This is a genomic window from Myxococcus sp. CA056 (assembly GCF_013336715.1).
GTDB classification, from domain to species: Bacteria; Myxococcota; Myxococcia; order Myxococcales; family Myxococcaceae; genus Myxococcus; species Myxococcus llanfairpwllgwyngyllgogerychwyrndrobwllllantysiliogogogochensis.
In genome coordinates this window covers 33,596-52,816 of the sequence record NZ_JABUMT010000015.1, presented here as the reverse complement: position 1 = coordinate 52,816, position 19,221 = coordinate 33,596, and the positions used below count along the sequence as shown (strand labels likewise).

12 protein-coding genes are annotated in these 19,221 nt (G+C 69.3%); 5 read left to right on the top strand and 7 right to left on the bottom strand.

Annotated features, from left to right (window positions below; translation table 11 throughout):
- Nucleotides 1-8 precede the first annotated feature (8 nt).
- The gene (locus tag HUA76_RS37175) at nt 9-380 is read right to left on the bottom strand and encodes a TIGR02266 family protein (protein WP_141648396.1); all 372 of its coding nucleotides are present in this window, start codon (nt 378-380) and stop codon (nt 9-11) included.
- Nucleotides 381-574: 194 nt separating this feature from the next.
- Here HUA76_RS37175 and HUA76_RS37170 point away from each other — a divergent pair, with 194 nt between their 5' ends.
- Both HUA76_RS37170 and HUA76_RS37165 read left to right on the top strand, forming a co-directional pair.
- A complete protein-coding gene (locus HUA76_RS37170; protein WP_174455712.1) occupies nt 575-1,441 on the top strand; it encodes a hypothetical protein in 867 nt (288 codons plus the stop codon).
- Nucleotides 1,442-1,654: 213 nt separating this feature from the next.
- Nucleotides 1,655-2,926 (top strand): GDSL-type esterase/lipase family protein, encoded by a 1,272-nt coding sequence (locus tag HUA76_RS37165; RefSeq protein WP_174463556.1) that lies wholly within the window; start codon nt 1,655-1,657, stop codon nt 2,924-2,926.
- Between the two features lie 22 nt (nt 2,927-2,948).
- Here HUA76_RS37165 and HUA76_RS37160 read toward each other — a convergent pair whose 3' ends face one another.
- The 3 genes from HUA76_RS37160 to HUA76_RS37150 form a co-directional block, all read right to left on the bottom strand.
- Complete coding sequence (locus tag HUA76_RS37160; protein ID WP_141648399.1) at nt 2,949-3,656, bottom strand: hypothetical protein; 708 nt, start codon at nt 3,654-3,656, stop codon at nt 2,949-2,951.
- A gap of 22 nt (nt 3,657-3,678) precedes the next feature.
- On the bottom strand, nt 3,679-6,351 hold the full coding sequence (locus HUA76_RS37155; RefSeq protein WP_174463555.1) for a phosphoenolpyruvate carboxylase: 2,673 nt from the start codon (nt 6,349-6,351) through the stop codon (nt 3,679-3,681).
- 73 nt (nt 6,352-6,424) lie between these two features.
- Complete coding sequence (locus HUA76_RS37150; protein WP_174455715.1) at nt 6,425-6,892, bottom strand: hypothetical protein; 468 nt, start codon at nt 6,890-6,892, stop codon at nt 6,425-6,427.
- Nucleotides 6,893-7,158: 266 nt separating this feature from the next.
- Between HUA76_RS37150 and HUA76_RS37145 the strand changes: the two genes are divergently transcribed.
- On the top strand, nt 7,159-9,510 hold the full coding sequence (locus tag HUA76_RS37145; RefSeq protein ID WP_174463554.1) for a glycosyltransferase family 39 protein: 2,352 nt from the start codon (nt 7,159-7,161) through the stop codon (nt 9,508-9,510).
- Nucleotides 9,511-9,690: 180 nt separating this feature from the next.
- The gene (locus HUA76_RS37140; RefSeq protein WP_174463553.1) at nt 9,691-10,185 is read left to right on the top strand and encodes a hypothetical protein; all 495 of its coding nucleotides are present in this window, start codon (nt 9,691-9,693) and stop codon (nt 10,183-10,185) included.
- 3 nt (nt 10,186-10,188) lie between these two features.
- Here HUA76_RS37140 and HUA76_RS37135 read toward each other — a convergent pair whose 3' ends face one another.
- The gene (locus HUA76_RS37135; RefSeq protein WP_141641234.1) at nt 10,189-12,735 is read right to left on the bottom strand and encodes an RNA helicase; all 2,547 of its coding nucleotides are present in this window, start codon (nt 12,733-12,735) and stop codon (nt 10,189-10,191) included.
- Between the two features lie 276 nt (nt 12,736-13,011).
- Here HUA76_RS37135 and HUA76_RS37130 point away from each other — a divergent pair, with 276 nt between their 5' ends.
- Nucleotides 13,012-15,639 carry a galactose oxidase-like domain-containing protein gene (locus HUA76_RS37130; protein WP_371823573.1) on the top strand — a complete coding sequence of 876 codons (2,628 nt, stop codon included), beginning with the start codon at nt 13,012-13,014 and terminating at the stop codon, nt 15,637-15,639.
- Between the two features lie 24 nt (nt 15,640-15,663).
- On the opposite strand, the gene HUA76_RS37125 is transcribed toward HUA76_RS37130, so the two are convergent.
- Together HUA76_RS37125 and HUA76_RS37120 are read right to left on the bottom strand one after the other, a co-directional pair.
- On the bottom strand, nt 15,664-18,402 hold the full coding sequence (locus HUA76_RS37125) for a bifunctional acetate--CoA ligase family protein/GNAT family N-acetyltransferase (RefSeq protein WP_174463552.1): 2,739 nt from the start codon (nt 18,400-18,402) through the stop codon (nt 15,664-15,666).
- Between the two features lie 90 nt (nt 18,403-18,492).
- Nucleotides 18,493-19,215: a siderophore-interacting protein gene (locus HUA76_RS37120; protein ID WP_174463551.1), complete on the bottom strand. Its 723-nt coding sequence runs from the start codon at nt 19,213-19,215 to the stop codon at nt 18,493-18,495.
- Between the last annotated feature and the right edge of the window lie 6 nt (nt 19,216-19,221).

Genomic DNA, 19,221 nt, shown 5'->3' with positions numbered 1-19,221 from the left:
ACCGGACGTCAGCGCTTCTTGAAGCTCTCCACCACCCGGTGGAGCCGCGCGCGGTCCTCGTCGCTCACGTCCGTGAAGCGCACGCCAATGGCCTCCTCCTCATCGCGCACCCACGCGATGATGCCATTGAGGTGGAACTCCTCGCCCGCGATGTCCATGGACAGCCGCACCTGCGAACCTACGTCGTAGGCCTTGCGCGTGCGCAGGCACAGGCCGCCCGCCGACACGTTGATGGAGAACACGCGCAGCGCTCGCGCGGCGTCCTCCGTGTGCTCGAAACGAACCGCGAACTTCGCCGCCACGCGCTCATCGGTGCGACGGTTCGCGTACGCGGAAGGATCTCCTGGTGCCATCTCTGCTTCCGCCACCTTGCTAGTCATGTGCACCCGCTACCCCCTGGCCACTGCTGGCGACCCGCTGCCATCCCAACCTCAGGGATTCTGACGCGCCGAGCCACCCCTTGGGCATCGGTCATCCGGCAAGTGTCCGCTGCTTTCCAGGCACGATTCAAGTGGGCCCCCACGAATGAACTCCATCAGGTAAGTCCCCGCTGACTTCGATTCGGGAGCGTGGGATGCGCGCGTGGCTCGCGGTGTTGACGGGGACCCTCTTCCTGGCGCTCTTGGCGCCTGGATGTGATGACGATGACAACAAGCCCGCGCCCAACGGTGAAGACTCCGGGGTGCCGGGGGACCCGGATGGCGGCGGGCATCCGGGAGACGGCGGGCCGAGCCCTGACTTCGCATGCAACGTCGCAAGGCAGGAAGGCTGTGGAACGGGCCAAAGCTGCCACTTCGCGGACCTGGGGAGCGGCAAGACGGGCAGCCGGTGCTTCGCGGCGGCATGCGACGTCGTCCAGCAGAACTGTGCGCAGGGTCAGCGCTGCACATACGTGAGCGCGGGCGCGACGACGGAGCGGCGGTGCGTGGAGGCGGGTGCGAGCGCGGAGGGCGCGCGGTGCACGCTGGCGCCCACGGATGGCGGCGTCGAATACGACACGTGCGCCGCGGGCCTGTTCTGCAAGGACGAGCGGCAGGACGACGGCGGCACGGGCTTCTTCTGTCGCCGGCTGTGCCACGCGACGACGCAGTGCGGGGATGCGGGCGAGTGCAACACGGTGCTGCGGCTCGCGGGCACGTCGGAGCTGCCGCTGCTGTGCGGGCCGCGCTCGCAGGCGTGCGACCCCTTCGCCCAGGGCTGCACCGCGCCGCTGAGCTGCTATCCGGCCTCGTCGGGCCCCGTCTGTGCGGGCAGCGGCACGCGCGGCACGGGCGAGACGTGCGACTTCAGCAACCAGTGCGCGCCGGGCAGCGCGTGTGTGAATACGGGGCGTGGGCTCAACTGCCGGCCGCTGTGCCGGCCCTCGGGCACTTCCGCCTGTACCGCCGGGACGTGTCGTCCACTGAATGACAATCCCGGTGTGGGCGCATGCATCCCCTGAAGCGGAGTGCCCACGCGGGGTAACTCCGTTGCCCTGAGTGGACGCCGCGAGGCCACGCAAGGGCGGCGAATGCGCACGCGAGGGACACTCGCGGCTCCGTCTCGCCCGGAGACCAGGGAGGCGTGCGCCGCGCGCCTCGGGCCTTGCGCGTGTGTCGGGTGGTCGTCGCGGGAATGAGCGGTGAGCATCGTGCGTCCTCGGGAGGGAGCGACGATGCGAATGTGGCGGACGTGGCTCGGAGTCCTGGCGTGTGTGGGCGGTGCGCAATGGGCGTGCACTCCCAGCAACGCGGAAGACCCCGTGTGGGAAGAGCCCTCTCAGGAGCAGAATGAAACCTCGAATGCGCCGGACGCGTCCGTGGAGGTGGCACCGCCGCTGGTGCTGAACGACGAGGGGCAGGTGCGAACCGCGCCCCCACCCGCGCAACCGACACCGCCGGCCGTGAGCTTCCAGCCCGGCTTCCATCAGGCCCTGCGCTGGTCCTACTCCGTGAGCAGCGTCACCACGTTCCGCATGCGGGTGCCGGTGGCGCGGGCCGGAGAGCGAATCCAGGTGACGTTCCGCGCGGGTGACGGAGCGCTCACGCTCCAGCGCGCCACCGTGGCGCGGGCCGGCGCGGACGGCTCGCTCGTGACCACGCCGGTGGCCTTGAGCTTCGAGGGCAAACCGGGCTTCACCTCGGGCGCGCGCGCCCTGGTGAGGTCGGACCCGCTCACCTTTCCGGTGACGTTCCGCGACGACCTGGCCATCACCTTCGAGGTTCGCGGCGCGCTGGCGGCCAGCGCCATCAACGCGTTTCCCGGCAGCTTCGCGCGGGTCGGCACGCACTCCCAGGCGTCGGAGGCGCTCGGTGGCGAGGCCTTCGAGCGCTCCGTGGGCGTGGCGACGGTGGACGTGGAGGGCCCCACGGGCCGGGCCTTCCTGGCGATGGGCGACAGCATCACCGAGGGCTATGTCGACCTGCGCAACGACACGCGCAACGCGTGGCCCGCGCTGGTGGAGTCCCAGCTGGGCGTGCCCGTGGTCAACGCGGGCGTCAGCGGCCAGGGCTTCTACGACGCGCTGATGCTGCTCGACGACGAGGTGCTCGCGGTGAAGGGCATCACCGACTGCCTGGTGCTCCTGGGCACCAATGACCTGGGCGACGAGGGCGCGGAGGAGCAGATGGAGACGCGGATGCTCCTGCTGGTGCAGCGGCTGGAGCCCTTCTGCCACGTCTGGGTGAGCACGCTGCTGCCAAAGGAGAAGACGAACTACGGCGCCTATGAGTACGTGAAGTCGCAGCGGCTCAGCTTCAACGCGTGGCTGCGCGCCGGCGGCACGGGCGCGGAGGTCATCGACCTGGAGTCGGTGATGAGGCGCACGGGCAACGTGCACCTCTACCTGGAAGGGCTGGGCGTGGACGGCATCCACCCGAGCACCGATGGCCACCGGGTGATGGCGACCGAGGTGGTGCGCACCCTGCGCGAGCGCGGCCAGTTGTAGCCGCGCGCGTCGCGGCGGCGGCTCAGCGAGGACCGAGCACGCCGTGCAGGACGAGCAGCTCCGCCAGCCCTGGCGGCAGCAGGAGCCAGTCGTTCTCCGCGGGCACCCAGCGCACCGGCGCGCCCGCGGCCTCCAGCTGTGCATTCACGCGCAGCAGCAAGGGCGCGAAGGTCTTCGCGGGCGCATCCCAGTCACCCTCGCCGACCTCGACCTCGACGGCGCCCGGGTCCACGACGAAGGCGTTGCGCCCTTGCAGCGGCTTCACGGCGAAGCCCGGGAGGTAGGGCTGCATGGCCGCCTCCAATCGCTCCAGCAGCGCGCCGTCCTTGAACGGATGCGACAGCTCGAAGTCAAAGAACGTCGGGAGCTGGGACAAAAGCTCCTGGCGCAACGGGTCCTCTCGGCTGTCGCGCCAGTGATGCTCCGCGAGTTCCATGGCCGTGGCAGGCACCTTCAGCTCCCACGGCTCCAGCTTCGCGAGCAGCTCGCCCATGCGCTCCACCAGCTCGTAGGGAGGCTCCGCGCGCGACACCCAGGCCACGTCGGCCACGGCCTGGCCCCGGCGCAGCCCCGTCACCCGGTCTCCCTTGCGAAGCTGGAAGGGCGGCGCGCCGGACTCCGGCTCCGGATAGAGCGGCGCGTTGAAGAGCCCCTCGCCCGAGTCCGGACGCAGCCGCGCGAAGCCGTGCTTCGGGTTGACGTCCTCCACCGTGAATGTGTCCCTGGCCATCCGACGCCTCCTCCCGGAAAGACTAACCCGTGTTGCGCATGCCGGCCGCGATACCGTTGAGCGAGAGCAACAGGGGCCTGTCGCAGTCACACGCGCTCTCGCGCTTGCGGCGCATCAACTCCACCTGGAGGAAGGACATCGGGTCCACGTACGGGTTGCGCAGGGAGATGGCGCGCTGGAGCTGGGGGTTGTGGTCCAAGAGCCGGGCCTCCCCCGTCAGTCGCTTCACCTGCCGACGCGTGCGCCGATGCTCCTGTTGAATCAGGCGCCACAGCGGACGCGTGGACGCGGGGGCAAGGGCCGCGTACCGGCCCGCGATGGCCATGTCCGACTTGGCCAGCACCATGGTGACGTTGTCGATGACGGCCTTGAAGAAGGGCCACTGGCGGTACATGCGCTTGAGCAGCGCGGGTCCACCGGGCTCCTTCGCGAACGCCTCCAGCGCGGAGCCCACGCCGTACCAGCCGGGGATGATGGCCCGGTTCTGCGTCCAGGCGAACACCCACGGAATCGCGCGCAACGTCTCCAGTCCTCCCGCCTTGCGCTTGCTGGGGCGCGAGCCGATGGGCAACGCGGAGATCTCCTCCACCGGCGTCGCGGCGGTGAAGAGTTCCAGGAACCGGGGGTCGTCCCACACCAGGGCGCGGTACGCCTCGCGGCCCGTCTCGGCCAGCGTGTCGAACGCGGCGCGAAACTCCTTCTCGTCTTCTGGCGACGGGCGCGGCTGCGCATCCAGCAGGTGCGGCAACACGCCTCCGACGATGAGCTCCAGCGTGCGGCGCGCGAGCTCCGGGCGCGCGTACTTGTGGTCCAGCGCCTCGCCCTGCTCCGTGGCCTTGTAGCCACCCGCCACCGCGCCAGGAGGCAGCGCGAGGATGGCCTCCTGCGCCGGGCCGCCACCGCGAGCCACCGACTCACCTCGCCCATGGAACAGCCGCAGCGGGACACCCGCCTCGCGCGCCGCCTCGGTGAGCGCCACCTGCGCGCGGTAGAGCGCGGCGCTGGCGGCCAGCAACCCCACCTCCTTGCCCGAGTCGCTGTAGCCGACCATGACCTCTTGCGCGCCCCGCGCGTCGACGTGCTTGCGGTATTCGGGATGCGCGAAGAGCGTGCGCAGCACGTCAGGTCCGGAGTCCAGCGCGCCCAGTTGCTCGAACAGGGGAACCACGTCCACGGTGGCGCAGCCCCGTTGCGCGTCCCACAGGCCCGCGTGCTTGATGCAGCGGAAGGCCGCGAGCACGTCCTCGGCGGTGCTGGCCATGCTGAGGATGAGGGTGCGGCAGGCGGGCTCTCCCGCCTCGGCCTGGGCCTCGCGCAGCTTTTCCAGCACCGCGAGCAGGCGCTTTCCACCTTCTGACGGCGCGGGCCCACCTGGCGCCAGAGAGGCCGCCGCGCTCACCGCGTCCTCGGCCGGAACACGGGCCTCCAGTTCAGCCAGGGACAGGCCCAGCGCGCACACCCGCTCGCGCATGCGCCGCACCTGTCGGAGCCCCGCGTTGCCGGCCTTCGCCTCCACCAGTGAGCGCGCCAGCAGGTCCAAATCGGAGAGCAGCGACTCCGGCGTCCGGTACGCGCTCTCGGGCATCGGCCCCGCGTCGCCGGTGCGCTGGGCCAGCACGTGGCGCAGCGCCTGATGCAGCCGCTCCTCCATGAAGCGCAGCTTGCGACGCCAGGGCTCGCCCACGGTGCGAGGCCCCAGGCGCTGCTCGGCCTCGGGAAGCTGCGCCGCATCGCGCTCCAGCGAGGCGAGCAGCTCCTGTGATGGCTTCGCGTGTCGATCCGACTGGGAGAGCATTCCGCCCAGGCGCTCCAGGCCCTGCATCAAGAGACGCAGCCCGCGAGCCCGGTGCGCGCGCAACGTGTCGCCGAAGACCTCGGGCGTGACGAGCGGGTTGCCATCCATGTCCCCGCCCACCCACGAGTGGACGCGCACCGGAGTGTCCACCTGCCCGAGCGGCTCGCCGTACGCGCGCTCGAAGGCCCACTCCAGCACCTCGGGCAGCTCCGAGAGCTGCTCGGCGAGCACCTCCTCCACGTACCAGAGGATGTTCTTCACCTCGTCGCCCACGGTGGGCCGCTCGCGGCGCAGCTCGTCCGTCTGCCACAGCGTGGTGATCTCCTCGCGGAGCGACTCCACGTTGTCGGCGCTCTCGCGCGGGGTCAGCTCGCAGCGGTCCCGCTCCTCCAGCAGCCCCGCCATCCGGTAGAGCTTCTCCAGCAACGTGCGGCGCACGGCCTGCGTGGGATGCGCGGTGAGCGTCAGCGTCACCTTCATCTGTCGGAGCGCTTCGCGCACGCGTGAGGCGGAAATGCCCGCGTCCTTGAGAGACAGCAGCGTCGCCTCCAGCGAGCCTCGCTGGGGACTGGGGGACTCGGCGCCAGCATGGGCGCGGGCGCGGCGGATGCGGTGGTGCTGCTCGGCCAGATTCACGAGCTGGAAGTAGACCGAGAAGGCGCGAAGCACGGGCTCGGCCTGTTCCAGGGGCAGACGTTTCAGGATGTCCGCCAGCTCGGCCGCGGAGGCACGTCGCCCCGGCACCGGGCCACGCCGCCGCTGGATGGCCAGCCGGCGCACCTCTTCCTCCAGGTCGAACAGCTCCTGCCCTTCCTGTTCGACGAGCACTTCTCCCAACAGTCGCCCCAGCAGGCGGACATCACGACGGAGCGGCTGATCCACGGCGCGCATACGAGCCATATGTCGTGGACCGTAACCGCTTCCGCCAGGGTTCGCGCGGGCAATGTCCGGGGGCCCCCACTTCTCGTCCGACTCAGAACCCGAGGTACTCGAGCTCGTCATCCGTCAGCTGATGCAACGGCTGCCGGCTCTTGACCTCTCCCGTCCTGGGGTCGTTGTACAGCTCCGACTCGGGGAGGTTCCGCAGGACCAGCTCCAGCTTGCGGATTTGACCTCGCTCCGAGTCGATCATCTCCCGCTCACGGATGATGTTGGCGATGACCCCAGCGGGCACGACGGTGTCACGGGGAGAGCCGCCTTGAGCCTGGTAGGAGACGAAATCAGACTCTTTGTTCTGGTACTGGATGACCAGGGTGGCCAGACGCTCGGGGTCGATCTGGTACTCGTCGCGAATTCGCTGCAGCCGGCCTTCGCGCTCTGCGATGCGCTTCTCAAGCTCCTCGACCTTCTTCCGCATTGCCCCGCGAAGGTCGGGGGTCGTCTTGGTGTTGTAGCGAACGGACTCGAACAGCTCCGCAGGACGCTCGATGCGATAGCCCATGGTCCAGCTCCTCGTTTGATTCGTCGTATTGGGATGGCGATGGCCGCGCTGAAGGCAACCTGAACCGACCCGCTGGGGGGGTCGGCCAGCGAGCCACCGCGCCGACGGCTCGGCCAGCAACGAGCTGACCAGGCTCCGTGCCAAAGGGGGGCTCTGATGCGGTCCGGCCATGAGCAGGAGCGGCGCCCCTTCACACCACCTCTCGCCCCCCACCCGACCAGGCGAGCGCCGACGATTCCAGCAGGCACATCCGGTATGGTCCCCCCGTGAGCTTGAGCCGCCCCTTCCCCCGTGGGCTCCTACCCCTCGTCCTGCTGGTGCTGTGCGTCGCGCACGTCGCGCTGGGGCTGGTGCTGCTCCCCGGGAGCATGTTCGCCAAGTACCCCGACAGTGCTCGCCTGCTGATGACGGACCGGATGCTCCCCGAGCAGGGCGCGGACTTCAGCCCGCTCTACCTGCTCCTCAACGTCGCGCTGTCCCCCACTGCGCTGCGGTGGGTCCAGAGCCTCGCGGGCGCCCTCGGACTCATCGCCGTCTATGTGCTCGGCGCCCGACTGCTGTCGCGAGCCGTGGGCCTGCTCGCCGCCGCGCTCGTCGCGGTGACGACGCCGGTGCTGCTTTATGAGGCCACCCTGGAGCCGGACCTCCTGGTGATGGTGCTCAACCTGGGCGCGCTCGCGCTGCTCGCCCACGCGAGGCCTGGCTTCCGGACACGTTGGCTGGTAGGCGCGGGCGTCCTGCTCGGACTCTCCGCGGCGACGCGCCCCACGGGGCTCGCCATCCTCGTCCTCGCCACGGGCTGGGTGCTATGGGAGACCCGGCACGCGGCGCGACGCACCGGCCTCAAGGTGGCCGGAGTGCTGCTCGTCACGGGGCTGTTCTCCTCCTGGCTGCCCGCGCAGGTCATCCGCGCGACGGTGGGCTCGCATCTCGGCGCGACCATGAGCGCGGGCGCGGTGCTGCACATGGGCAACCGGCCCGAGGGCACCGGCCTGGGCGCCCAGCCCCCCACGCTCATCAAGCAGTACGAGGCCCAGCTCCGCTCTCCCGAGCGGCCTGACCACGCCCACAGCCTCTACCGCCAGTTCGCTCGCGCGGAGGCAGGTGAAGACCTCTCCCCCACTCGCACCGAGTTGTACTGGATGCGCAAGACGCTGAACTTCGCGCTGGAGGAACCGGGCACCTTCCTGGGCCTCTTCGGTCGCAAGCTGGCGTTCTTCCTCTTCGGCCCGGAGGGACACGACCTGGTCGAAGTGCGCCGGGCCGAGGCGGGGCTCGCGGGCCTGCCGCTCCTGAATGCCCAGGTCCTCGGGCTGCTGGGACTCGCGGGGCTGGGCGTGATGTTCGCGCGGCGACGGCCCATCGGTCTCGTCGTGCTGTACCTCGCGGCGAGCACCGCGCTGGCCGTGGGCTTCTACGTGGTGAGTCGTTATCGGGTGGCCGCCCTACCCGCGTGGGCACTGCTCGCGAGCGCCCTCGCCGTCGCGATGTTCGAATCGCGACGTCAGCCTCGCGTGTTGGGCGCCAGCGTGGCGGCCTTGGCGCTGTGCCTGGCGCTGCCGTCATTCTTTCCCTTCGTCCGTGACGTGGACCGGATGTTGGAACGCACCGAGGCGGTCGGCAGCCCGGGCACCGCGCTGAACGAGGCCCTGCGCGCGGGCCACTATGACGAAGCAACGCGGGCCTTCGAACAGCTCCAGGCAGCGCATCCGTTCACCGCGCTCAGCCGAGCCTTGCGCGGTGTCCCCTTCGAGTCACCCGCCGTCGCCGAGCGTTCCGGAGCGCTGTCCGTGGAGAAGCTCGGGCTCGATACGCCCATGGACCTCTACTTCGCCTCGGAGCTGGCGCGGCGAGCGGGCCACTGTGAGCAGGCGCTCGACGCGGCGAGGGCGGCACAGGCCGCGGGCTATCGGGGCGCTCTCTATGACACGTCGCTGGATCCGGCCCTCGTCGTGGCGGACTGCCTGCTCACACAGGGCGACCGCGCGGGGGCACTCAAGGCAGCGGCGGCGTCCCTGGAGCAGCGAGGCGGAACGCTGGATGCGCTGGCCTTCGCGGTCGTGGGAGCCGAGGTATTGCCCGAGGCAGCGGGCGAGCAACGCGCGCCCTGGGAGGCAAGTCTCTTCGCGATGCACGACCTGTTGAGCGCACGACATGCGCGAGGACTGGCGCGCGTGCGGTGGGGTTTGTATGCGGGCGCGCTGGAGGATGCGGACGCGGTGCTCGCCGCCGTTCCCGACCTCGCCGTCACCCACCATCTGCGGGCCGTGGCACTCACGGGCCTGGGCCGATACGCCGACGCGCTGCGAGCCTATGCGCGGGCGCTGCAGGCCCTGCCGGGCTTCAACTTCGCGACCGCACCCCTGGAGAAAGCCGTGGCGGCGGGACTCGCGGCGGCCCCCAAGGCGCCAGCCATGCTGAACGTGGCCGCCGAGCATCACCTCCGCGCGGGACGCCTGGAGCTGGCACGCGAGCTGGCGACACGCGCGAGTACCCTCGCCCCGAATGACGAGGGCCTCGCGTGGCTCGCCAAGGAGCTGGCCGAGGCGCGCTCCTCCGAAGTCCCCATCCCGCCCCCGCCCGCCCCGCCGCAGCTCCGCTCCACGACGACCCCTTGAATCAGAGCGAAGCGCCCGCAGGTCACCGCGCGCGGAACCACGGGAGCGGACTGAACGCCCCCCAGACACAGGCTCACCGCTGTGTCTCCGCGCCCGCACGCAGGCCCGGTCCGCGCCTTGCAGAACCCCTGTGCACGAGACGCGGCCCACAGCGCCGCTCAGGAGCACAAGGTCATGTGGATGACACGGTGTTGGAAGGTGGCGGCGATGTGCGGCTTTCTGGCCGCGCCCGGGGCCCTGGCGAAGCCGACGACGCTCGCTCAGCCCTCCGAGCAGACAGACACGACTCCGTCCCTCTTCGACGCGGGGATGCCGGAGCGCGAGGACCTCTTCGAGGGCGCGCCGGACGAGATGGCCCCGCCCCGCCTGCGCCACGCGGAGCCCGTGTCCTGCATCGCCGCGCCGGAGGGCCGCCTGTGGGTCGCCTCCACCGAGGAGTGCGGCGACACCGAGTGCATCGACAAGATGACGGTGTGGGTCGGCTCGTGGACCGTCGAGGACGTGGCGGTCGACGTCCAGTGCGACGCCGAGCACGTCATCCTCTCCACCCACGACTGGCGGATGGTCCTCATCTCCGACGGCAAGGGCGACTTCGACGTCGAGGAGTCCACCCTGGGCGAAGAAAAAGCCCCGCTGGCCGGAGGCGAGCTGACGACGCCCGCCTCCGAGAGCTGAACCTCACGGACCGATGCGGCGCAGGATGAGGATGGGGCCTTCGTCCAGCCGCCTGTCCCGCAGGTCAATCTCGCAGTCGATCATCCAGTCACCATGGCCCTCGGGGTCCATGATGCGCTGCTGGACCTCCCAGAGCCGCTGTCCCGACTCCTTCAGGAACGTGTTGGCCGGCTTGCGAGCCTGGGGCGTGAGCACCACGATTTTGTGCTCCTCGTGGTACGGCACCATGGCCTGCTCCAGCTTCGGCGCGGTCCACTCGCCCAGGGCGTTGTCCAGGAGCGACAGCGCATCCGAGTAGCGCTTCTGCCCCAGCGCGCGCAGCAGCCGGTGCAGCTCCTCGCGCACGCGGGCCGCGAAGGCGCGAGGGTCCTCGGTGAGCTCCTTCGGCTTGAGCTCCACGGCCGGCTTCGCCTCGACGACGGCGCCCGGGTTCTTCATCCGCTCCCACTCGTCCACGAGGCTGGAGTCCACCTGACGAATGGTGGCCCGCAGGTGGTCGATGATGTCCTCCACCTCCTCCGTGCGGAAGCGCTCCGGCACCGTCTGCGACAGCGTCTTGTACACGTCGCTGACATAGCGCAGCAGCACGCCTTCGCTGCGCTGCAGCCCGTACTCCCGCACGTAGTCGTGGAAGGACATGAAGCGCTCGAACATGTCGCGCACCACGGCCTTGGGCCGGATGTTCTCCTCGCCCACCCACGGATGCTTGCGCGCGAAGGCGTTGAACGTGCCGTAGATGAACTCGCGGTTCGGCTTCGGCCACTCCAGCTTCTCCAGCTCCTCCATGCGGTCGTCGTATTCGACGCCGCGCGCCTTCATCTCTTGAATCTTCTCGCCCTTGAGCTGGTGCAACTGCGCGTAGAGCACCACCTCCGGGTTCTCCAGGATGGACTCCACCAGCGTCACCACGTCCAGCGCGTACGTCTCCGTGGTGGGGTCCAACAGCTCCAGCGTCTCCAGCAGGTACAGCGACAGCGTGTGGTTGAGGCTGAAGTCGTACTGGAGCTCCTGCGCCACCTTCACCGTGGCCCCCGAGCCGCCCTCGCCACGCATCACCTCCACGATTCCCGCGCCGCGCAGCGTGCGGAAGTCCCGCGCCGCCTCCCTCAAGTGCCGCCGCTTCAGGAAGTCCGAGTCATGGCAGCGCTGGATGAGCTGCACCAACCGGTGGTAGCCCCCGGTGCCCCGGATGTGGTCGCTCTGGAGCAGGTTGAGAATCATGCCGTGGGACACGGCGAAGCGGGACTCCAGCGGCTCAGGCATGCCCGTCTGGAGCCGCTCGAAGGTGCTCTTGTCGTACTGGACGAAGTTCTTCTGCGGCGGCTTCGCCTTGGGCGTCTTCTTCTTGCCCGCGGCTTCCTTGGCGGCCTGCTTGACGTTCTCGACGACATACTCGGGCGCCTGGGCGACGACGCTGCCCTCGTTGTCGAACCCCTTGCGGCCCGCGCGACCTGAAATCTGCAGGAAGTCGCGCACGCTCAGCGTGGTGAGCTTCTCGCCGTTGAACTTGAAGAGCTGCGTGAAGAGCACCGTGCGGATGGGGATGTTCACGCCCACGCCCAGGGTATCCGTGCCGCTGATGACCTTGAGGTGGCCGCCCTGGGCCAGCTTCTCCACCAGCAGGCGGTACTTGGGCAACAGGCCCGCGTGGTGCATGCCGATGCCGTGGCGCAGATAGCGCTGGAAGTCCTTGCCGTACGGCGTGTCGAAGGGCGCGTCCATCAGCGCGAGGCGGATGGCCTCCTTCTCCTCCTTGGTGGAGAAGTCCACGCTCATGAGGTTCTGCGCCTGCTCGGCGGCGGCGCGCTGCGTGAAGTTCACCAGGTAGATGGGGTACTTCTTGCGCGCGATGAGGTCCTCAATCGTCTCGTGCAGCGCGGACTCGCGGTAGTCGAAGTCCAGCGGCACCGGGCGCTGGGTGCTGCGCACGGTGGCGACCTCCCGGCCGGTGAGCTTCTGGAGGCTCTCTTCGATGATGTGCGTGGGCCCCAGCGTGGCCGACATCAGGAGGAACGTCGCCTGGGGCAGCGCGATGAGCGGAATCTGCCACGCCACGCCACGGTCCCTGTCCGAGTAGTAGTGGAACTCGTCCATCACCACGTAGTCCACCCGGGCGCCCGCGTCGCGCAGCGCCAGGTTGGAGAGGATTTCGGCGGTGCAGCAGATGATGGGCGCGTCGCGGTTGATGCTCGCGTCGCCGGTGAGCATGCCCACGTTCTCCGCGCCGAAGGCATCACAGAGCGCGAAGAACTTCTCGTTCACCAGCGCCTTGATGGGGCAGGTGTAGAAGGAGACCTTGCCCTCGGCCATGGCCTTGAAGTGGAGGGCGGTGGCCACCAGGGACTTGCCGGAGCCGGTGGGTGTCTTGAGGAACAGGTGCTTGCCCGCCAGCAGCTCCAGGATGGCTTCCTCCTGGGCCGGGTAGAGGCTGAGGCCGTTCGTGGAGACGTAGCCGACGAAGCGGTCCAGGATGCTGTCAGCGTCGAGCGGGGGCTCGCCCTTCTTGGGAAGCAGGGCAGCGAGCGGCGCTTGGGACTCAGGGGTGTCCATCACCCGGCGGACTCTAGAGCAGCCACCGTTTCGAGTCCGCTGGGAAATCAGACACCCGTGTCCCACGAACGGTCCTGACCCGGACGCGGGCGCCGGGATTCGGTCCACCCCGCGTCATTGTCCACGCACGCCGGAACGATGTGGCTCGCAGGGCCCGTGCCTACCGTTGCGCGACCTTTCGACCAACAAAGGGGCAGCCTGATGTTCCATCCGTGGCGTCTTGCCTTTCTCGCTGCCTGGGCCTCGTTATCGGTCGCCCAGGCACAACCCGCCTCCGTGGGACAATGGACCGCCGTCCAGAAATGGCCGTACTCGGCGGTCCACACCCACCTGCTGCCCACGGGCAAGGTGATGTTCTTCTCCGAATTCGGAGACGGCGACACCCCCACGCTCTGGGACCCGCAGACCAACGTCCTCACCACGCTGCCCAAGGCGGGCTTCAACATCTTCTGCGCGGGCCACGCCTTCATGCCGGACGGTCGGCTGTTCGTGGCGGGGGGCCACATCGACAATGACTCCGGCCTGCCCTACGCCGCCACCTTCGACCCCTTCAAGCTCACCTGGACGCGGCTGCCGAACATGAACGCCGGCCGCTGGTACCCCACCGTCACCACGCTCGCCAACGGGGACATGCTGGTGATTGGCGGCGCGAAGGAGGACAGGACCAAGAACCTGATTCCTCAAGTCTGGCAGACGTCGAAGAACTCCTGGCGCAACCTGACGGGCGCGAGCCTGGACCTCATGTACTACCCGTGGATGTTCGTGACGAACACGGGAAAGACGCTCATGGCGGGGTACTGGAAGCCCGCGCGCTTCCTCGACACGGATGGCACCGGCTCCTGGACCTCCGGGCCTCGCACCAGCTACGCCCACAGCCGCAACGCGGGCAGCGCGGTGATGTATGACGACGGCAAGGTGCTGGTCACCGGTGGCGACAATCCCCCCACCAACAACGTGGAGATTCTGGAACTCAACGCCACGAAGCCCACCTGGCGCACGGTGCCGCCCATGCGCTACGTGCGCCGCCAGCACAACAGCACCGTGCTCCCGGACGGCACGGTGCTCATCACCGGCGGCCACAGCGGCCCCGGCACCGACAACCCCAAGTACCCCCGCCTGGAGACGGAGCTGTGGAACCCCGTCACCGAGCAGTGGTCGGTGCTCGCGCCCGCGTCGGCCTATCGCGGCTACCACTCCACCACCCTGCTGTTGCCGGATGGGCGCGTGCTCTCCGCGGGCAGCCGCAACGTCAAGACGATGCAGGTCTTCTCCCCGCCATACCTCTTCAATGGCCCGCGCCCCACCATCGCCTCCGCGCCCGCGTCCATCGCCTACGGAGAGACCTTCCGCGTCAACACCCCCGAGGCGGCCAGCATCACCATGGCGTCGTGGGTTCGCCTGGGCTCCGTCACCCACGCCTTCGACGAAAACCAGCGCTTCATGAAGCTGCGCTTCACCGCCAGCGGAGGGGGGCTCAACGTCGTCGCGCCGCCCAATCCGAACGTGGCGCCGCCCGGGCACTACATGCTGTTCCTGCTCAACTCGAAGAAGGTGCCGTCGGTCGCGAAGATCATCCGCATCGGCGGAGGAGGCACGACGCCGCCCCCCACCGACCCTCCTCCCAACACCGGCTACACCGCGGTGGCCTTCGGCTCCGAGTGGAAGTACGACGACCGCAACGTCGACCCGGGCTCCGCGTGGACGTCTTCTGGCTTCAGCGACGCGACCTGGAAGAAGGGACCGGCCCAGCTCGGCTATGGCGAGACGGACGAGGAGACGGCGCTGACGAAGACGACGCCGGCGCAGCCCACCGTCTACTTCCGCCGCAAGTTCACCGTCCACGGCATGGTGGAGCAGGCCACGCTCCAGGTGATTCACGACGACGGCGTGGCGGTGTTCCTCAATGGCACCCAGGTGTTCTCCAAGTACGTCGGCTCCACCGCGCACTCGGCCTATGCCTCCGGCACCGCCTCCGACAACAGCCTGAGCGAGACGACCATCCCCGGCTCTCGCTTCTTGATGGGAGAGAACACGCTGGCCGTCATGGTGAAGCAGGCGAACGCCACCTCCAGTGATTTGTCCTTCGACCTGGAGCTGAAGGTGGCCACCGACGGCATGCAGCACGATGCCCTCATCATGGAGAGCCCCAACGGCGGCGAGACGCTGCGCCCGGGCAACGTCCAGATGCTCCAGTGGATGACCCACGGCGCGGGTGTCGACACGGTGCGCGTGCAGTTCTCGCCCGACGACGGGGCCAACTGGACCACGGTCGACCAGGGTATCCCGAACATCGGCTTCTATGAGTGGTCGGTGCCGGGCACCGAGACGGCCAAGGGCATGCTGCGAATCTCGGACGCCTCGCGGCCGGACATCGACGACCGCACGGACCTGCCCTTCACCATCTCCCGGACGCCCCAGTTCCAGGCCATCGCCTTCGGCGAGTACTGGAATTTCGATGACCGCAACGTGAACCCGGGCACGCAGTGGACGTCGCTCAACTTCGACGACGGCGCGTGGCGCTCGGGCCCCGCGAAGCTCGGCTACGGCGACGGGGACGAGCACACCGTGATCACCAAGACGACGCCCCTCCAACCGAGCGTCTACTTCCGCAAGAAGCTCACGCTCGGCGAGGCCATCCGCACCGCCAACCTCCGCGTCCTGCATGACGACGGCGTGGCCATCTGGGTGAACGGGAAGCTCGTCTACTCGCGGTACGCCGACAACGGCCTCGGCCATGGCACCTTCGCCAGCGGCGTGTTGAAGGACGCCGTCATCAGCACGGCCAGCTTCGACGGTTCGGCCTTCGTCGTGGGGGAGAACATCATCGCGGTGATGGTGAAGCAGGCCAACGCGGAGTCGAGCGACGTGGCGTTCGACCTCGAGCTGAACCTCGAAGCGAAGTAGCCACCTGGCGGCCCCGGATGTGACTCAGAGCACCTTCACCGCTTTGACCATGTCCGGGGCCAGCTCCTCGTGGGGGAGGATGGAGAACCCCAGTCGCTTGCTGACGTTCTGCATGGCGCGGTTGCCCGCGAGGATGTCCGCGACGATGCGCTGCATGCCCCATGCGCGGCCCACCTCCACCAGTCGCCGCAGCATCTCCGAGCCCAGGCCCTGGTGCTGCACCTCGTCGCTGATGAGGATGGCGTACTCCGCGTCCCGAGTCCCCCTGAGCCGCGTCAGCCGCCCCACCCCCAGAATCTCCCCGCCGCGCCGCTCGGCCACCAGCGCCATCTCCCGCGCGTAGTCGTTGAAGCAGATGCGCGCCAGCCGCTCGTGCGCCACGCGCGTGCTCAACTGCATCAGCCCCGCGTAGCGCAGGAACACCGTCTGCTCCGAGAGCGTCCGGTGAAAGCGCTCCATCTTCGGCTCGTCCTCCGGACGGATGGGCCGCAGCAACAGCTCCTCGCCGCTCTTCATCTTGAACGGGGACACGTACTGCTGCGGATAGGGCTCGATGGCGAGCCTGGGCAGCTCCGCTTCCGTCACCTCGGGTGGGTGCAACACCACGCGCGCGTCCAGCGCGAGCAGTCGCTCCGGTGAGGCCAGCAGGGGGTTGATGTCCACCTCCTTCACCAGGCGTTGCTCGACGACGAGCTGACCGAAGCGCACGAGCAGCCGCTCCAGCGCCGGCAGGTCCACCGGCTTCGCCCCGCGCACCCCGCGCAGCGCCTGGAGGATGCGCGTCTGCTCCATCATCCGCCGCGCGAGCGTCGTGTTCAGCGGAGGCAGCCCCAGCGCCCGGTCCTTGAACACCTCCACCAGCGTCCCGCCCGCGCCGAAGAGCAGCACCGGACCGAACTGCGGGTCCAGGCTGCTGCCCACGATGAGCTCGTAGCCACCCAGCTTCACCATGGGCTGGACGGTGACGCCGTCGAAGGCCTCCCCCTGCCCCAGTTCCACCAGTCGCTCGCGGATGCCTCGGAACGCGGCGCGCACCGCCTCCGCGTCCGGAAGGTCGAGCCGCACGCCGCCCACGTCCGTCTTGTGCGTCACCGTGAAGGAGTGGAGCTTGAGGACCACGGGATATCCGAGCGCCTGCGCCTGGGCCACCGCGCCCTCCTCCGTGGTGGCAAGCCGCGTCTCCACGGTGGGGATGCCATAGGCGGCCAACAACTGCTTGGACTCGTGCTCCGTCAGGAGCGTGCGTCCTTGCGCTCGCGCGGCGTCCACCAGTCGCCGCGCCGCGTCCCTCCCGCCCGTGGGCTCCTCGGCCAGCGTCGGCGTCTCGTACAGGCCCGCGAGGTTGTACGAGTAGCGCCACATGTAATTGAAGATGCGCGCGGCCGTGTCGGGATAGCCGAACGTGGGAATGCCCGCGTCGTTGAGGATGCGCTCGCCCGCGACGACCTCCGAGCCGCCCATCCAGCTCGCTAGCACCGGCTTGCCGGAGAGCTTCGCGTAGGGCTTGAGCTGGTCCGCCGTCTGCGTGGGCTCCGTCATGTCCTGCGGCGTGAGGATGACCAGCAGCCCGTCACTGTTCGGGTCCTTCCCCGCGACCTCCAGGGCCTTCGCGTAACGCTCCGGGTCCGCGTCGCCCAGCACGTCCACCGGATTGCCATGGCTCCACTGGGGCGGCAGAAAGCCGTCCAGCGCTTTCCGCGTCTCGTCGCCGAGCACCGCCAGCTCGCCGCCCCCCGACACCAGCGCGTCCGTGGCGAGCACGCCAGGCCCGCCCGCGTTGGTGAGGACGGTGAGGCGACGACCCGCCGGGCGCGGCTGCTTCGCCAGCGTCTCCGCCATGTAGAAGAGGTCGGAGATGGACTCCACGCGCAGCACACCGGTGCGACGGAACGCGGCGGTGAGCACCTCGTCGCTGCCCGTCAACGTGCCCGTGTGGGACGCGGCGGCCTGCGCGGCCTGCGCGGTGCGCCCCGCCTTGATGACGATGATGGGCTTGGTGAGCGCCACCTCGCGCGCGGCGGAGAGGAAGGCTCGCGCATCCCCGATGGACTCCATGTAGATGAGGATGGAGCGCGTCATCGGGTCATCGGCCAGGTAGTCGATGAGGTCACCCCAGCCGACGTCCAACATGGAACCCACGGAGACGAAGGCGCTGAAACCCACCGACTCGCGCAGGCTCCAGTCGAGGATGGCGGTGAGCAGCGCGCCACTCTGGCTGATGAAGGCCACGTTGCCCGGGCGCGCCATCGACCCGGCGAATGTCGCGTTGAAGCCCGTGGGCGGACGCATCACTCCCAGACAGTTGGGGCCGATGATGCGCATCCGCGCCGCCTGGGCAATCTGGAGGATTTCCCGCTCCAGCCGCGCGCCCGCCTCGCCCGTCTCCTTGAAGCCGGCGGAGATGATGATGGCGCCCTGGACGCCCAGCTCCGCGCACTCGCGGATGACCTCCGGCACCGCGGGCGCGGGCGTGACGACGACGGCCAGGTCCACCGGCTCCGGCAACGCGCGCAGCGACGGCCACGCGCGAATGCCCAGCACGTTGGGGCGCTTCGGATTGATGGGATAGACGGTGCCGCCGAAGGGATTGCTGATGAGGTTCCAGAGGACGGTGCGCCCCACGCTGCCCGGACGCTCACTGGCACCCACCACCGCCACGCTGCGCGGCTTGAAGATGACATCCAACGGCTGCCGCGTGCCCTGCTGGTGCAGCACGTTGTAGGAAGGGTCCGACTTCCGGGGGCCAGTCGCGCGCTCGTCCATGAGGGCATCGTGTTTGAAGCGGTGCGGGCGCGCACGCAAGCGCTTCACTCGTCAACCGTGCGGCAGCCGTCATCCGCCCGGCCCTATCGCTCAGTCGAGACCGCTCTTCCCCTCGGCCCAGTACGCCTTCACCTTCTGCCCCGCGTGCGCGATACCGCTCGAACGGAGCCGGGCCCTCACGGCCTGGATGGCGTGCGCCCGCCCCGTCAGGACCAGGTGCGCGCCACGCCGTCGCTCCAGCGCCGCCCGCAGCCGGGCTTCCACGTCCGCGAGATGCGCTTCGTCCGACCGCTTCTCCACCACCGAGGCGCCCGCGAGGCCCAGCTCCCCCAGCACCCCCTCCGACTCTCCTTGCGAGGAGACCTCGAACACGTGCTCGACGTCCGCCGAGCCCGCCTTCAGGTTCTTCAGCGTGTGCGCGACGGCGAACGACGTCTCGTCCCCGAAGAGGACCACGGGCCCGGGGAGCGATTTGAGCGCGAGGGAGCCTCTCGGCCCGAAGAACTGGCAGCGGTCTCCCACCTTGAGGTCGCGGCCCCATCGCGCGCCGGGGCTGTCGCCGTGCATGTAGACGAGGAAGCGCGTGGACCCCAGCGTCGAGTCCCAGCCCAGCGGCGTGTACGTCCGCATGCCCACGTCCGGAAGGAAGACCTGCACCTTGTCCCCCGGGCTCCACTCGACGTCACGCAGCCCCTCGCCCACCCACTCCATCCAGCGGAAGTGCGGCGACACGTCCCGCACCTGTCCCACTCGCGCTTCCTTGAACAGGAACCGCCCCAGCAGCCCGCCGATGATTGCCTGCCCCGACGCCATGCTTCT

Excerpts from the sequence above, each read along its gene's own strand:
- HUA76_RS37120 (WP_174463551.1), bottom strand. The coding sequence starts at position 19,215 with ATGGCGTCGGGGCAGGCAATCATCGGCGGGCTGCTGGGGCGGTTCCTG.
- HUA76_RS37150 (WP_174455715.1), bottom strand. The coding sequence starts at position 6,892 with ATGGGCTATCGCATCGAGCGTCCTGCGGAGCTGTTCGAGTCCGTTCGC.
- HUA76_RS37165 (WP_174463556.1), top strand. The coding sequence starts at position 1,655 with ATGCGAATGTGGCGGACGTGGCTCGGAGTCCTGGCGTGTGTGGGCGGT.
- HUA76_RS37155 (WP_174463555.1), bottom strand. The coding sequence starts at position 6,351 with ATGGCTCGTATGCGCGCCGTGGATCAGCCGCTCCGTCGTGATGTCCGC.
- HUA76_RS37140 (WP_174463553.1), top strand. The coding sequence starts at position 9,691 with ATGACACGGTGTTGGAAGGTGGCGGCGATGTGCGGCTTTCTGGCCGCG.
- HUA76_RS37170 (WP_174455712.1), top strand. The coding sequence starts at position 575 with ATGCGCGCGTGGCTCGCGGTGTTGACGGGGACCCTCTTCCTGGCGCTC.
- HUA76_RS37160 (WP_141648399.1), bottom strand. The coding sequence starts at position 3,656 with ATGGCCAGGGACACATTCACGGTGGAGGACGTCAACCCGAAGCACGGC.
- HUA76_RS37125 (WP_174463552.1), bottom strand. The coding sequence starts at position 18,402 with ATGGACGAGCGCGCGACTGGCCCCCGGAAGTCGGACCCTTCCTACAAC.
- HUA76_RS37135 (WP_141641234.1), bottom strand. The coding sequence starts at position 12,735 with ATGGACACCCCTGAGTCCCAAGCGCCGCTCGCTGCCCTGCTTCCCAAG.
- HUA76_RS37175 (WP_141648396.1), bottom strand. The coding sequence starts at position 380 with ATGACTAGCAAGGTGGCGGAAGCAGAGATGGCACCAGGAGATCCTTCC.